The following is a 15,590-nucleotide window of genomic DNA, read 5'->3' on the forward strand; positions in this document are numbered from 1 at the left end:
ATCAAAGAGTTTCATTTTTCCAGAATCATGTCCCGCTCTGTTCCAAAAAGTGACAGAGCTTCTTTCATCAGTTTACTTTGATTGAGTTTGAGTTATTTTTTGTTCCTACAACAAATTGCATAACGTTGCAACACGGATCGTATAATGTTGCAATACAATGGATTCGCTGCAACATTATAAGGAAAGATTGTGGCACTCTGGGACTTAAAATACGGGCAAATACACTAATCTGTCTTTAAATAGAAAACTGGCACACTTTTTGCTTTATAATTTTATGATTGCATTATTATATAATCCCGGGACTAATGATGTGAAAGAAACAACGAAAATCTTATAATATTTTGGGAGGTCAATATGGTTAAATCAACAGCCTATATATTGATTGTGTTTGTTATTGCAATTTTTATCATGATTGCACTTATTTCCAAGGCAAAGGTTCATCCTGTTATAAGTATTTTATTGACATCTTTAATTTTAGCAATAGCCCTGGGAACCCCCTGGGGCGATATTATGCCGACTATTGAAAGGGGGCTTGCTGATACAATCGATGATATAGCAATTGTAATTCTACTTGGATGTATACTTGGAAAGATTTTGGAGGAGACCGGAGCAGCGGTGCGAATAACCAAAGCCTCCATAAAATTGTTTGGCTGCAAGCATATTATTTGGGGCATCGTGGCCAGCTCGGCACTGTTAGGTATTCCAATTTTTGCTGACTCAGTAGTTATTTTGTTAATACCGATTATCTCTACGCTTGCTGTTGAAACGGGAACATCTATGATGTCTTTCGGGACTGCACTATATTTAGGGGCATTGGTCACCGCTTCTTTGGTTCCGCCTACGCCGGGGCCGGTAGCGGCAGCAGGATTACTGGGAGTACCTATTGGAGAGGCAATACTTTGGGGGATTTTGGTATCTATTCCCGGTGTTATTGCATCCACTTTATATTGCAAGACCTTAAAGACACCGGTATTACCTAAAGAAGAGTACGTGGAAGCAGCAAAAAAGGCTGAAAAGGGGATAAAATTACCAGGTCTGGCAAACTCGATAATGCCCATTATACTTCCACTGATTTTAATTATGCTGAATACTATTATAAGCAATACAGCGCCGGGTTCTAAAGCTGCCGGATTCTTTTCCTTTATAGGATCACCCACACCTGCATTATTGTCAGGATGCTTTTTAGCATTATTATTAACAGGTAAAAAGTGGAAGGCAAAAGAAGTTCTTAATGATTGGGTAGAAGATTCCATCAGATCAGCAGCCATGCCGATTCTTGTAACCGGAATGGGCGGCGCACTGGCAGCTTTTATTAAAAATGCAGGTGTCGCAGATAAAATTGCAAATGGAGTTGTGGGTTTAAATTTGCCCGGAATTTTAGTTCCAATCGTCATAGCGGCTCTGATACACGTTATAACAGGATCTAATGCACTCGGAGTGATGACAGCTGCAGCACTGGTTCAGCCAATGCTTGACACAATTGGAGTTTCTCCGTTAGCCGCATTTTTAGCGTGTGCTTCAGGAGCACTTATGTTTAAGCAGGCAAATTCCAGTGGTTTCTGGGTAACAGTATCAATGTCTAATATGGATGTTAAACAAGGCTTAAGAGGGGTGGGCGGAGCGTCCACAATAGCAGGTGCCGTCTGTTCTATTGTAACGGTCATACTGCACTTTACAAGTATAATTTAAGTGTATTTAATAGGTCACTGATAATTAAAACAAATTAGAGGAGAATATATCATGGAAAAATTTATTACGAAAGCAGCCAGATTGAATGGTCCTTATAATATTGAATTAATTGAAAGAGAGTTAGTTTGTGGAGAAGACGATATTATTGTTAAAAATCATCTAATGGGGATTTGCGGTTCAGATAAGAGTTTCTTTAGAGGTTTCTTACCACCTAAGACAGCTGAATACAGGCAAAATCCTAAGTTTCCATTCTTATTGGGACATGAGAGTGGAGGAACTGTTGTAGCAGCGGGAAGCAAAGTATCTCAATTTCAGGTCGGTGATAGAGTAATGGCTTTTGGCTGGAATAATAATTTTGCAAAGTACTTTGCCGCAAAGGAATTTCAGCTCCAGCCAGTACCGGAAGGAATCGATATGGATATCGCGGGATTGGGGGAGCCGACAGCCTGTGCAATGTACTCAGGGTTAAATAGCGGGGTTCAGTTAGGCGATGTTGTAGTTGTCATGGGAGGCGGATTTGCAGGTCAAATCATCGCCCAGTGTGCAAAACAAAAGGGTGCCTATAAGGTAATAGTGATTGATGTGTTAGATGGAAAATTGGAAATCGCAAAAAAACTTGGATGTGACATTACGATTAACTCTGCTAAAACAAACGCTGTTGAATTCATAAAAGATTTGACTAATGGCCGCGGTGCAGATGTCGTTGTTGAGGCTGCCGGAACAGAAGCGTCTTTTAACCTGGCAAGTGAAATCATTAAGCATAATGGTAAATTTGTATTTTATAGCTGGGTTACAAAACCAATTACCTTGAATATCACCCGATGGCATGATGATGGTCTGGAGTTTATTAACACTTGTCTGGTACATCATACCTGGCAGCAGAGATATGTATGGACACCGGAAGTATTCCGCCCGATTGCACAGGGAAAAATTGATGTTAAATCTCTTATTACCAATGAATTTAAGCTGGATGATTTAAAAGCAGGCTTTGAACTGGCAGATAAAGACGACACAGCCATTAAAATTGTATTTCGTCCTTAGGCAGTAGTTATTGCGGCGAAATAGCAGTGAAAGGAGAAAATTACAATATGGATTATACAAACTTATGCAAGGTCAATTCAGGGAAAAAGTCCATAGTTGGGATTATAGGGGCTACACGGGGGTATGGGTATACATTATTAGCGCAGATTCCAAAAATCAAATGGATGGAATTAAGGGTTATCTGCTCCAGACATCCGGAAGAGTGCATAGAAGTTTTAAAAGAAACTGGATACGGTGAAAGAGATATTATATTATGCAGAGACAAGAAAGGCATTAATCAGATCGATGAGAAAGCACTCTTAATCGTCAGCGATTATCGGCTAGTTATGGAATGTAAAATCACAGCGTTAGTAGAATGCACCGGCAATACGGCTGTAAGTGCAGATGCAGCACTTTTGGCACTGGAACGGGGAATCAATGTTTACATGGTATCAAAGGAGACAGACAGCGTATGCGGTCCTGTTCTAAATAAAGTGGCGGCCCAAAATGGTGCAGTCTATGCACTTGCTAATGGAGATCAGCCTCGCAATCTCTTAGATCTTTATTCCTGGGCTACGTTATTGGGACTGGAGGTAATCGCGGCAGGAAAATCCAGTGAATATGATTTTGTCTGGGATAGGGAAACGGGGATACTTTCTAATACAGACGGAAGCGGAATGAAGATAAAGATGCCTGAGATGCTTGAATATTGGAGATTTAAAGGAAAAGAAACATTGAGAGGACGTCAAGAACTTCTGGGAAAGTATACAGAAGTTGTTTCTGCAGATCTCTGTGAGATGAATCTTGTATCTAATATCACAGGTTTGCTGCCATCTGCTCCGACGATGAACTATCCGATTGCTAAGATTAGTGAACTTGCAAATATTTTTATTCCAGAGGAAGACGGCGGCATTTTAAAGCGAAAAGGTGTAATAGATGTTTTTTATAATCTTCGCGGTGAAGATGAAGCAAGCTTCTGTGGTGGGGAATTTATTATTGTGAAATGTGAAAACAGAAAGGTGTGGGATATCTTAAAGGCAAAAGGGCACGTTGTGAGCCACAATGAAAAATATGCCTGCATTTATTATCCATATCATTACATGGGACTGGAAACCCCGGTATCTATTATCCTTGGTGATATAATGGGAATCGGAACACATCCGGAGTGCCGGCAGATATCCATTATGGCCGCAATTGCAGAGACCCACATATACAAAGGGACAGTATTAAAAGTGGAAGGTCATCATCATTCGATAAAAGGACTGACTCCGGAACTCCTTGAAAGGGAAAAAGGAGAAAATGCTGCTCCATTTTATCTTATGGATGGTATGACACTAAAAAAGGATGTAAAAAAAGGCAATTATATCTCCTTAGATGATCTTGATTTATCACAGTTGGAAACATACAAATTGTATAAGCAGGGTCTCAAAATGTAACAAAAGTAAAGAAAGTAAAGTCATAGAGGTGGAGATTTATGTTTAGCGTGTTGCTGATAGTTCCGTATCCTGAGTTGGGACAGGTGGCTCAAAAAATTTATAGGGCCTATTTCAAACAAGAGGATTGTCATGTAGATATTCGAGTAATCAGGGCTGAACAAATAGAAAGGACGCTTGGAGACGAACAGCATGATCTTATAATTGGAAGAGGTCATAGTGCAGCTATTTTAAAAAAAACATTTCCATACATACCGGTTTTAGAGATACCAATTACCGGATATGATATCATGAGAGCGTTATTGGAAGCAAAAAGAAAGTTTGATTCCAAAAAAGTAGCAGTTATCATTTCTTCTACATATAGTCATGACGAAAAAATTTTAAGCAACCTATTTAATATGGAGGTATCGGTCCAGGAAGTTGCTGATTATTCCCATGTAACGAAGGCAATAAAGAAAGCAGCTGAAAATAAATATGATACAGTCATTGGCGGATACTCGGTAAAGACGGCGGCAGGAAGTGAAAATATTAATACCGTTACAATAGAGACCGGCGAAGAAGCTGTTCTGCAGATTATGCACGAGGCAATCCTTATGAGAGATACGATTTATAAAGAGCGGGAAAGACGGAGCATTTATGAGACGATTAACCAGACCTCAAATGAGGGAATCATCTATGTCAATATAAAAAATGAGATTGCCTTGGTTAATCGAAAAATTCTTCAAATGATTTTTCAAAATAATGGCGCTGTACATGGTAAAAAGATAGAGGAAAGTTATCCTTTTTTTGCTGAAGCATATTATCAGGTGATGAAATCAAAACAGCCGCTTTATAATGAATTACAGAAGGTACAGGATACAATATTTTCGATTGATTACATGCCGGTGATAGTGGGAAACACACCCACAGGCGTGGTAATCACCTGTCAGGAAGTTAAAAAGATTCAACAGATAGAATCACAAATCCGTAAGAAATTGTCAGACAAGGGACTTGTTGCAAATTATAAACTTTCTGATGTTATCAGAAAAAGTGAATTAATGGATAATACAGTGAAAATCGCTAATAAATATGCATCAGTGTCATCTAACATTCTGATAGTGGGAGAAACGGGAACTGGAAAAGAACTGATTGCACAGGGCATTCATAATGGGAGTAAGAGAAGGAATGGCCCGTTTGTTGCAGTAAACTGCGCTGCACTTCCCGAAAATTTACTTGAAAGTGAATTGTTCGGCTATGTAGAAGGGGCGTTTACAGGCAGCCGTAAAGGTGGAAAAATGGGCTTTTTCGAGCAGGCACATCATGGGACCTTATTTTTGGATGAGATATCCGAAATACCCATTAACTTTCAAGGAAAATTGCTGCGAGCATTGCAGGAGCGGCAGGTGAGTACAAAGGATACGGACGGGGACGGAAAAATAGATCAGTATGGATATGGATGGCCTGTTCAAGCAGAAAATGCATCTGAATACTGGGCACATTTTATGTATATGGGTGGAGCGGACATTTCCATGTATGAGGACGGCGCATGGAAATCTCATCTGAGTAGTAAAGAAGCTATCCAAGGAACACAGACTATGGTAGACTTGGTTCAAAAGGATAAAATTGCTCCAGAAAGTGTAGTAGACTATGACTGGGAAGCTGCAGCAAATGCATTTGTATCAGGTGAAGTAGCAATGATGCAAAATGGATCTTGGGTTGTAGACTCTGTAAAAGAAAAGGGACCTGATCTTGAAGGAAAATTTGGTGTGGCAGTATTTCCTGATGGACCAAGTGCAACCGCATATAGAGGGTATCCCAATACTTTCAATGTATTAGAATCTTCTGAACATAAAGATGAAGTGTGGAAATTTCTTGATTATTTTTACAATACAGACAGTGACGTTAAAGGTCTTACACTTGTGGGTGAATTCTGTAATGCAGCTGGAGGAATGTTATATACAAAGGATTTTATTGAATATGCAAAAGCAAACTATAATAAAGAACTTCAAGCTTTCCTTGATGAATCAGATAACTTAAAAGCACCACCACTTGACCCAGATTGGCAATCTCTAACCAGTATGTATGGAAATTCAACTGTTCAGCAGATGCTTATGGGAGATATAAATGTTGAAGAGGGTATAACAACTCTGGATGAACAGTTAAAAGAATTGCATGGAGAAGAGTAATTAATTATGAATAATAAGTTGAAGAACAAATTGTCACCGTATATGTTTATTTTACCCTGTGCCCTATTAATAATCGTTATATTGATTTATCCCGTTTTGACAGGACTTTTTAAGAGCTTTTATAATGAGAACTTAATCAAGATAACACAGAAAGATTTTGTAGGGTTAGAAAATTATATAAATCTTTTTCACGATAAGATGTTTCTCAAAGCACTTAGGAAATCTATTGTGTGGACATTGGCAATCCTGGTGTTTGAGATGCTGCTGGGGATGTTTTTTGCAGTGATTCTAAATAAAGATATTTACTGTAAAAAAATATTTAGATGTCTGGTACTAATTCCCTGGATCATACCAAATGCTATCGCAGGCATCATTTGGAAATGGTTTCTAAATGAATCTTATGGAATGATGAATTACATACTCAAAAGCATAGGGCTGATTGATTACAATCTGCCCTGGCTATCTGAAAATAAGCTGGCAGAATTGTCGGTAATCATGGTGATCATTTGGAAAAGCATCCCCTTTGTTGCTATTACATTGCTTGCTGGAATGCAAGCAATTTCTGTGGACCTATATGAGGCAGCTAAGGTGGATGGAGCAAAAGGGGCACAGTGTTTTCGCTATATTACCCTTCCAGCGCTTAAAAACATCTCCATGATAACAGCGATACTAACATCCATATGGAATTTTAATCAATTGGAAATTATACAAGTAGTTACAAAGGGGGGACCGGGAGAGGCAACTATGTCCCTGCCAATCTATATTTATAGATTATTTATGCAGACATTTCAGACAAGTTATGCGTCTGCTGCAGCCATAATCATGATGTTAATTTTGATTGTACCTTGTATATTTTATGTTAAAAAGTCACTTGAGGGGTGAGAAAATGAATAGAGAACAAAAAAGAAAAGTACAAAAAATAATACTTACATTTGTAATCCTTGTGACTACGGTTATACTGATTTTGCCATTTCTATGGATGATATCTACCTCGTTTAAGCAGGCAGATGAGATATTTGCAGCAATACCAAAATGGTTACCAAGAGAATTTAGTTTTCAAAATTACGTAAAGATATGGAATAGAGAATATTTTAAAATTTATTTTGTAAATTCATTAATTGTTTCACTGTGCACCATGGGAATATCCTTAATTGTGGCAATGCTTGCGGGCTATGGGATTTCTAGATTCCGGTTTAAAGGGCGTACTTTTTTTTCTTCGGTTTTAATTGTGGTACAAATGTTTCCTAGTATGTTGCTTTTAATCCCCATGTATACAATTATGAGCAAAATGGGTCTTCTTGATACACATTTGTCCATGATTATTGCTTATACAACCTTTGCCATGCCATTTTGTACTTGGATGATAAAAGGCTATTTTGATACCATACCTGTTTCTCTGGAAGAATCAGCAAGAATTGATGGGTGTGGAAGATTAAAAATTCTATTTCGTATTATTATGCCCCTTGCAGCACCAGGAATTGTTACTGTTTCCATGTTTTCCTTTATTTTGTCATGGCAAGAATATTTGTATGCATTGACATTTGCTCGTACTGAAGGAATGCGTACGTTAACTGTAGGCATTTCCCTTATGCAAGGACAACATGGAAGTGTAGATTGGGGACAGATTATGTCAGGTTCTGTTATCGCATGTATTCCTGGGTTGATTCTGTTTACTTATTTGGAAAAATATTTGGTACAAGGTTTTACTATGGGAGCAGTAAAGGAGTAGCAAGATGAATAAAAGGATAAAGGTAGGAATTATTGGTTGTGGACGTGTAGCTGAAAACCATGTTGAAGCCATTCGAAAATGTGAGAATTGTCTCTTGGTTGCAGCAGCCGGTGGCCGAAGAGCCCAGGAATTTGGTAAGAGACATAATATTCCTATTATGGAAACTGAGGAGCTTTGCAAAGCAGAAGAAATTGATGCTGTGCTAATATTGACTCCACCCAAAACACATTTTGATTATGTGATAAAGTGTGCAGATGCTGGTAAGCATATTTTGGTAGAAAAGCCTGTAAGTTTTTGTGAAGAAGAGATTGAAAAGATGATTCAAAAGGTACGAAAGAAAAATGTAGTCTGTGTACCAGGACATAGCTACATATATCTGCCAGAACTTGCACGTATGAAGAATGCTGTTAACAATGGAAAATTAGGAGTTCCTACGTATTTATATTTGTCAGAAACATATTATATGAAACCAGATTTGTTTGAGAAATATGAAGGCCCGGAGAAGGATGTTTTATGTCATCAGCTATATATGATGCTGGGATTCCTTGGTATGCCTCTGGAAGTAAGTGCATTTAAAGGGGAATTTGATAAAAAGGATATTGAAACAGGGGGACCACAGGTCATAGTAAATTTTAAATATAGTACAGGTACCCTGGTACAAATTGTCGTAAGCTGGGCAGCAGATGACTATTCTGCAGATTCTTTTACCTTTAAAGTTAAAATTATGGGGACAAAGGGAAGTATGAATTTTTCCAGGCTTGATTATGTAGAAACTCTTCCAGGTGGATATGACCAGCCATTGTATCAGGAAATGTTTGATGCCCAGTTAGATTGGTTTATTAATAGTTGTATCATAGATAAGAAAGAGCCGTTGTCGACAATGGAGGATGCAGGTAACGTCTGCCGGTTATACAAAAGCATACAAAGGGCTATAAAGGATAAAAAAGTAGTTATAATAGCGAAAGGGAAGGAATTATGAAAATCACTGATATAGAAACTATTTTACTGTGTTACCGATATGAGGAAACAGAAAAATGGAAATGGTCTGGAGGAGAAACAAAGCAAAGAAATTGTATACTGGTAAAAGTAACTGTAGATGATAAGTATACTGGGCTTGGAGAAATTGGAGAGTCTGCGTATCTACCCAGAGCTGTTGAAGCTATGATTGAAACGCGTTTTAAACCAATGCTATTGGGCGAGGATCCTTTTAACATTGAGAAGATCTGGAGAAAGATGTATATTCAGTCTTGTCACTATGGAAGAAAAGGTGTAATTTCTACGGTCATAAGTGGTATAGATATTGCTTTATATGACGTAATAGGTAAAATACTAGAACGTCCGGTGTATGATTTGATTGGCGGAAAGTACAGAACAAAATTCAAAGTTTATGCAAGCGGGGGCATGTCGAAGTCTATAGAAAACCTTGCGAAAGAAGGTCTTTCGTATGTAGAAAAAGGATACTTTGGATTCAAAGTGAGGATCGGAAATGAAGATATAGAAGAGGATATATCCCTTATAAAAGAATTAAGAAATAAAGTAGGAACTGGCCCATCAATTTTAGTAGATGCAGGGCAATGCTATACTAATTTTCCGTGGACTTATGACACAGCAATTCAAGTGTGTAAAAAGCTGGAAGAATGCAACTTGTTCTGGTTGGAAGAGCCTTTGCATCCTGATGACATTGATGGATTTAAGCGTTTAAATGCTAATACAACTATTCCTATAGTTGCAGGAGAAAATGAATTTACCCGTTATGGTTTTTTGGAGTTAATCAGAAACCACTGCGTAGATATAATTCAGCCAGATGTAACAAGGTCAGGTGGAATATCAGAATGCAAAAGGATTGCAGCTATTGCATCTGCGTATCATATGCGGATGGCGCCTCATATTTTTGGAAGCGGTGTTGGGTTTATGGCAAACATGCATTTTATGGCATCAGAGCCTGATGCATTTGTAATGGAACATGATCAAACTTTAAATCCACTTAGAGAAGAATTGTTAATAAGACCAATTACATATAAGGACGGCTATGTTAACTTGATTGAAGATCTTCCAGGACTTGGCGTAGAACTTAAAGAAGAAACAGTTAAAAAATATGCATACAATGACATAGACGCCGTTGAAAAAGGCAACTTTGTTCCTGTATATTAAAAGGTGAGAAATATGTATAATTGGAATGTTACACCAATACTTGCGGGTGAGTTTGGCATGGTTAGAGATGATATTAAATACAGAAATGGTGATGTATCTAATAGTGAAATGGTACCTTCTTTAATATACAAACTAAGTTGTGAAGATGAAATTGTCATGGTTGACTGTGGCTTTTCAACTCCAGAGATATATAACGATATGGGATTGGAGATAAAGAGAGAGGGGACCTTTTTTGACATCATAGAAAATAATGGAATAGATAGAACTAAGGTAAGACATTTAATCTTAACCCATTTACATTGGGATCATGCAGGCAATTGCAGCCTTTTTCCCAATGCGAAAATTTATTGCCAGTCGAGAGAACTTATGGGGATTAAGGAACATCCTGATATTTATTCACCCGAGTACCTGCAAGACTTTTATAATTCAAAAGATAGAGTCTTTTTACTAAATGGAAAAAAGGAATTGTTACCTGGAATTACCATTGATTATTGCGGAGGGCATACCTATGGCTCCCAATATGTAACAATTCATAATAATGGAATCACTACTATAATAACCGGTGATACAGTAATGACTTATAAAAATATTAAAGATAATACTCCTGTTGGACTTGCAGTGAATGGAACAGAATGCGAAGCAATGTTAGAATGGATCAATAAAAGCAAACCCAACTGGATATTACCAAGTCATGATTATAAAACATTAAAATACCAGAAATATGGAAAGGATTTAGTATGAAATTAGAGGGAATATTACCTGTTATACCAACACCCTTTAAAACCGAAGGGCAAATTGATATAGAAAGCTTTAAAAGACTACTAGATCTGGCAATACACGAGGGTGCCTCTGGAGTTTGTCTTTTTGCAGCCGGAGCAGAGTTTTATAAATTAAGTTGGGAAGAAAAGACGGAACTTTTTGAAATTGCCATTAACCACTGTAAGGATAGAATACTGGTAGTTGCAACAGTAAGTAATCATGGAACCTATCATGCAATACAGGAAAGGGAATATTATGAAAAGAGGGGAGCGGATGCAATCAATCTGATGCCTCCAAGTTTTGCGGCTCCGTCAGGAACCATGATTGCTAGTCATGTTATTGATGTGGCGAAAGATGCAGTTGTTCCCCTTATTATACAGTATGCACCTGCACTTTTAGGCTTTGACCTTGATCGGGAATTCTTTGAAAAGGTTGGAAAATCTATAAATGATATATATATTAAATTAGAAGCAGATCCGGTAGGCCCTGTCATTACTAGCTTAATTAAGACCATGGGCAATGATGTAAAAATTATTACCGGAAATGGTGGGATTAACATGTTGGAATCCTTCCAAAGAGGGTCTTGTGCCGTCATGCCCGGTGTGGCAACTCTTTTGCCTTATGTAAAAATTTACGAAAAGTTTAAAAGCATAGGGTATGAAGGGGCTATCGATTTATATAATAAGTTCTTACCACATATGCAGTTTATACAAAGGGATATTGAATGCTTTGTCGCTATGGAGAAAATTATTCTATACAAGCGGGGTATTATTGATAATCCCATGTGTAGAAAGCCTTATAATTATCCTGATGAACTTACAAAAGAAATACTTTTACAATCCTATAAGGAGATAAAGAAAATTTTTTATTCATAATTATTAAGTGGGCCTGCAGTAAACATGCTCAAAGCGTATATGAAAATCATGTTAACGTTGCCCAATTAATAAAAAGTCTGAAAACATGTATTGGTTTTCAGACTTTTTTGCTCAAGATATATTTTATTTCTTTGCTGGCAGCCACTTTTTATTTTGTGAGACATTTATCGACTTTCAATGCTTGCTGTGATATAATATTTCAATATTATTCATAGACAGGAGGGGCCAAAAGTGGACAGTACACAAAAAAAGATACCAACGAAACGTATTTGTACGGGTCTGTTGGCCCATGTAGATGCGGGGAAGACAACCTTGTCAGAAAGTATGCTGTACTTAAGCGGAAAGATTCGGAAGCTAGGTCGAGTGGACCATCAAGATGCATTTCTGGATACATATGAATTGGAGCGTGCGAGGGGAATTACAATTTTTTCCAAGCAAGCTGTATTTTTATGGAAAGATATAGAAGTTATTTTGCTGGATACGCCGGGGCACGTTGATTTTTCTGCCGAGATGGAGCGGACTCTTCAGGTATTGGATTATGCTGTTCTAGTTATAAGCGGGTCAGACGGTGTACAGGGACATACAGCGACACTTTGGCGTTTGCTGAAGCAATACCAGATTCCTACCTTTATATTTGTGAATAAAATGGATCAGGACGGAACAGACAGGGAATCCATTTTAAAGGAACTGAAGAAACGCCTGAATGAAGGGTGCATTGACTTTAGTGAAGCTTCTGGCCGAAAAGGTAAAAGCAGTGAATGGTTTGAAGAACTTGCCTTGTGCGGGGAAGAACTGCTGGAGGAATATCTGGAAACAGGACAGATAGAGAAATCGTCTGTAGCAGAGGCGGTATGTTCAAGACAGGTATATCCCTGCTATTTTGGTTCGGCACTCTATGCACAGGGTGTAGAAGAATTGCTGGAAGGCCTGGGGGAGTATACGATAAATAAAGAATATCTTTCGGATTTCGGCGCCAAGGTTTATAAGATTGCCAGGGATGAGCAGGAAAACAGGCTGACTTATCTGAAAGTGACCGGCGGCATTTTGAAGGTAAAGGATATCCTTCCTGATATAGAAGAGAAAATAAATCAAGTCCGGATCTATTCCGGATCAAAATATAAAATAGTACAGGAAGTGACCGCGGGGGGGATCTGTGTAGTTACAGGGCCTGAGCATACTTACCCAGGTCAGGGAATCGGCGCGGAGGAGGGGCTGGACATGTTTGTTATGGAACCGGTTCTTACCTATCAGATACAGCTTCCCCCTGACTGTGATGTACATAGCATGCTGCAAAACTTAAGGCAATTGGAAGAAGAGGAGCCTCAGCTGCATATTGTCTGGGAGGAACAGCTTGGAGAGATTCATGCACAGCTGATGGGAGAGGTTCAGACAGAGGTTCTGAAAAATATTATCAAAGAACGATTTGGTGTAAATGTAGAATTTGGCACGGGAAACATTGTTTATAAGGAGACCATAGAAGGGGAAGCAGAGGGCGTGGGACATTTTGAACCCCTTCGCCATTATGCGGAAGTACATCTTTTGCTGGAAGCAGGAGAAAGAGGCTCAGGGCTTCAGTTTGTGTCGGACTGCAGTGAAGATATGCTGGATAGGAACTGGCAGAGGCTGATTCTTACACATTTGGAGGAAAAAGAGCACAGGGGAGTTCTGACGGGTGCAGAGATTACAGATATGAAAATCACCCTGATCGCCGGACGCGCCCATCTTAAACATACGGAAGGCGGAGATTTCCGACAGGCAACTTACCGGGCTGTCCGGCAGGGGCTGAAAAGAGCTAAAAGTATTTTGCTTGAACCTTATTATGAGTTTCGGCTGGAGATTCCAGTTGAAAATATTGGACGGGCCATGTCGGATATGCAAAAAATGTACGGAAATTTTGAGCAGCCGGAGCTGGAGCATGATATGTCTGTTCTCACTGGAACTGTACCTGTAGCAACTATGAGAGGATATCAGACAGAGGTTCTCTCTTACACTGGAGGGAGGGGCAGATTGTTCTGCAGCCTGAAGGGCTATGAAACCTGCCATAATGCAGAGGAAATAATAGACATGGCGGGCTATGACTCAGAGACAGACTTAGAAAATCCCACAGGTTCCGTATTCTGTGCCCATGGAGCAGGATTTGCTGTGAAATGGAATCAGGTCGAGGAATATATGCATGTGGAGAGTCCTCTAAAAAGTTCATTGCCGGAGAAGGAAAGGCATGCTTATGAACCGGTACCTTCTTCTGTTTCCAGAATAGAGCTGACGGAGGCGGAACTGGACGCTATTTATAGAAAAACACCGGATCCGGTTCAAAGAATGGCCGACGGCCGGCCTAAAACTGTAAAGGCGCCGGAGCTGGCTGAACCTGAAAATAAAAGAGAACAATATTTACTGGTTGATGGATACAATATTATTTTTGCATGGGATGAATTAAAAGAACTGGCAGAAATAAACCTGGAAAGCGCAAGAAGCAAGCTGATGGATATTTTATGCAATTATCAAGGGTATAGAAATTGTACACTGATCCTGGTGTTTGATGCCTATAAAGTAGCAGAAAATCCGGGAGCAGTGCAAAAGTATCACAATATTAATGTGGTGTATACAAAAGAAGCCGAGACGGCAGATCAATACATTGAAAAGACAGTCCGCAATATGAACAGACAATATGATGTTACAGTGGCCACATCGGATGCCCTGGAACAGGTCATTATCATGGGACAGGGGGCACAGCGCCTCTCTGCAAAGGGACTGAAAGATGAAATAGAACTAATGTTAAAGGAAATACGAAGTGAGTATTTGGGACGTCCCGCCGAGGACAGAAATTATCTTTTTGACTATATGTCGGATGAGCTGGCAAAAGAAATGGAGAGTGTCAGGCTTGGGAAAGAGGATAATTTTTAGAATATTCTGAAAACGGACCGCAAAAGGGACTGACCCTTTTTAGCGTACCATGGAAGGAGAATTGTTTTGTTGACGATTAATAATTATGTGAAGGCAAGGTCCCTGGAGGAGGCTTATGAGCTAAACCAGGCCAGAAATGCCCGTATTATGGGTGGCATGCTTTGGATGCGGCTGGGAAATGCGAGAGTTCAGACGCTGATAGATTTGTCTGATCTGGGACTGGATCAGATTGAGGAGACGGATCATGTATTCCGTATTGGGGCTATGTGTACGCTGCGTCAGCTGGAGCTTCATGAGGGGCTCAAGGTTTTGTACGGTGATTCTATTGCGGAATCTGTACGGCATATTGTGGGAGTACAGTTTAGGAATCAGGCGACTGTGGGAGGCAGCGTCTACGGGCGATTTGGATTTTCAGACGTGCTGACTTGTCTGCTGGCTCTGGATACGTTTGTGGAATTGTATGATGGGGGTACTATCCGACTGTCTGAATTTATAAATAGAAAACGGGACAAGGATATTCTTGTATCGATTATCATAAGGAAAAGCAACAGGAAACTTAAATATGACGCGGTGCGCCGGACAAAAACGGATTTTCCGGTGTTGACGTGTGCTGTTGTGACAGGTCCGGTGCACGGGAAAGAGACCTGGTATTTTTCTGTGGGGGCAAGGCCTATGAAAGCAAAGGTTCTGGAAAAAGAATGGAGTATTCCAAAAGATATTTCTGACGAACAGCTAAGGGATTATGCCACAGTGGCGGCGGCAGGCTTTGACTATGGTACGAATATGCGGGGGAGCGCCAAGTACCGTCAGCATCTGGCGGAAGTTCTTATTAGGCGTTCAATGCATGCAATTTTAACGGAGGAATAAT

General features: G+C 39.5%; 12 protein-coding genes. All 12 read left to right on the forward strand.

The window, feature by feature from the left end; translation table 11 throughout:
• Nucleotides 1–354 precede the first annotated feature (354 nt).
• The 12 genes from BN3456_RS09830 (at nt 355) to BN3456_RS09885 (ending at nt 15,589) form a co-directional block, all read left to right on the forward strand.
• Nucleotides 355–1,689, forward strand: coding sequence for a GntP family permease (locus BN3456_RS09830; protein ID WP_089983970.1), 1,335 nt, complete (start codon nt 355–357; stop codon nt 1,687–1,689).
• 51 nt (nt 1,690–1,740) lie between these two features.
• Nucleotides 1,741–2,730 (forward strand): zinc-dependent alcohol dehydrogenase, encoded by a 990-nt coding sequence (locus tag BN3456_RS09835; protein WP_089983971.1) that lies wholly within the window; start codon nt 1,741–1,743, stop codon nt 2,728–2,730.
• Between the two features lie 47 nt (nt 2,731–2,777).
• The gene (locus BN3456_RS09840) at nt 2,778–4,145 is read left to right on the forward strand and encodes a homoserine dehydrogenase (RefSeq protein ID WP_089983972.1); all 1,368 of its coding nucleotides are present in this window, start codon (nt 2,778–2,780) and stop codon (nt 4,143–4,145) included.
• Between the two features lie 38 nt (nt 4,146–4,183).
• Nucleotides 4,184–6,307 (forward strand): extracellular solute-binding protein, encoded by a 2,124-nt coding sequence (locus tag BN3456_RS09845; RefSeq protein ID WP_089983973.1) that lies wholly within the window; start codon nt 4,184–4,186, stop codon nt 6,305–6,307.
• Between the two features lie 6 nt (nt 6,308–6,313).
• Nucleotides 6,314–7,189, forward strand: coding sequence for a carbohydrate ABC transporter permease (locus BN3456_RS09850; RefSeq protein ID WP_089983974.1), 876 nt, complete (start codon nt 6,314–6,316; stop codon nt 7,187–7,189).
• A gap of 4 nt (nt 7,190–7,193) precedes the next feature.
• On the forward strand, nt 7,194–8,036 hold the full coding sequence (locus BN3456_RS09855) for a carbohydrate ABC transporter permease (RefSeq protein WP_176699168.1): 843 nt from the start codon (nt 7,194–7,196) through the stop codon (nt 8,034–8,036).
• Nucleotides 8,037–8,040: 4 nt separating this feature from the next.
• On the forward strand, nt 8,041–9,015 hold the full coding sequence (locus BN3456_RS09860) for a Gfo/Idh/MocA family protein (RefSeq protein WP_089983976.1): 975 nt from the start codon (nt 8,041–8,043) through the stop codon (nt 9,013–9,015).
• Nucleotides 9,012–10,187: a mandelate racemase/muconate lactonizing enzyme family protein gene (locus BN3456_RS09865; protein ID WP_089983977.1), complete on the forward strand. Its 1,176-nt coding sequence runs from the start codon at nt 9,012–9,014 to the stop codon at nt 10,185–10,187. The genes BN3456_RS09860 and BN3456_RS09865 overlap by 4 nt, the downstream gene beginning before the upstream one ends.
• A gap of 12 nt (nt 10,188–10,199) precedes the next feature.
• Nucleotides 10,200–10,928, forward strand: coding sequence for an MBL fold metallo-hydrolase (locus tag BN3456_RS09870; protein ID WP_089983978.1), 729 nt, complete (start codon nt 10,200–10,202; stop codon nt 10,926–10,928).
• Nucleotides 10,925–11,821: a dihydrodipicolinate synthase family protein gene (locus BN3456_RS09875; protein ID WP_089983979.1), complete on the forward strand. Its 897-nt coding sequence runs from the start codon at nt 10,925–10,927 to the stop codon at nt 11,819–11,821. The genes BN3456_RS09870 and BN3456_RS09875 overlap by 4 nt, the downstream gene beginning before the upstream one ends.
• A gap of 231 nt (nt 11,822–12,052) precedes the next feature.
• Nucleotides 12,053–14,722 carry a translation factor GTPase family protein gene (locus BN3456_RS09880; RefSeq protein WP_242862856.1) on the forward strand — a complete coding sequence of 890 codons (2,670 nt, stop codon included), beginning with the start codon at nt 12,053–12,055 and terminating at the stop codon, nt 14,720–14,722.
• A 66-nt stretch (nt 14,723–14,788) separates the two neighbouring features.
• Complete coding sequence (locus BN3456_RS09885; protein WP_089983980.1) at nt 14,789–15,589, forward strand: FAD binding domain-containing protein; 801 nt, start codon at nt 14,789–14,791, stop codon at nt 15,587–15,589.
• Nucleotide 15,590 lies beyond the last annotated feature (1 nt).

The organism is Clostridium sp. C105KSO13 (genome assembly GCF_001517425.1).
GTDB lineage: Bacteria > Bacillota > Clostridia > Lachnospirales > Lachnospiraceae > Muricomes.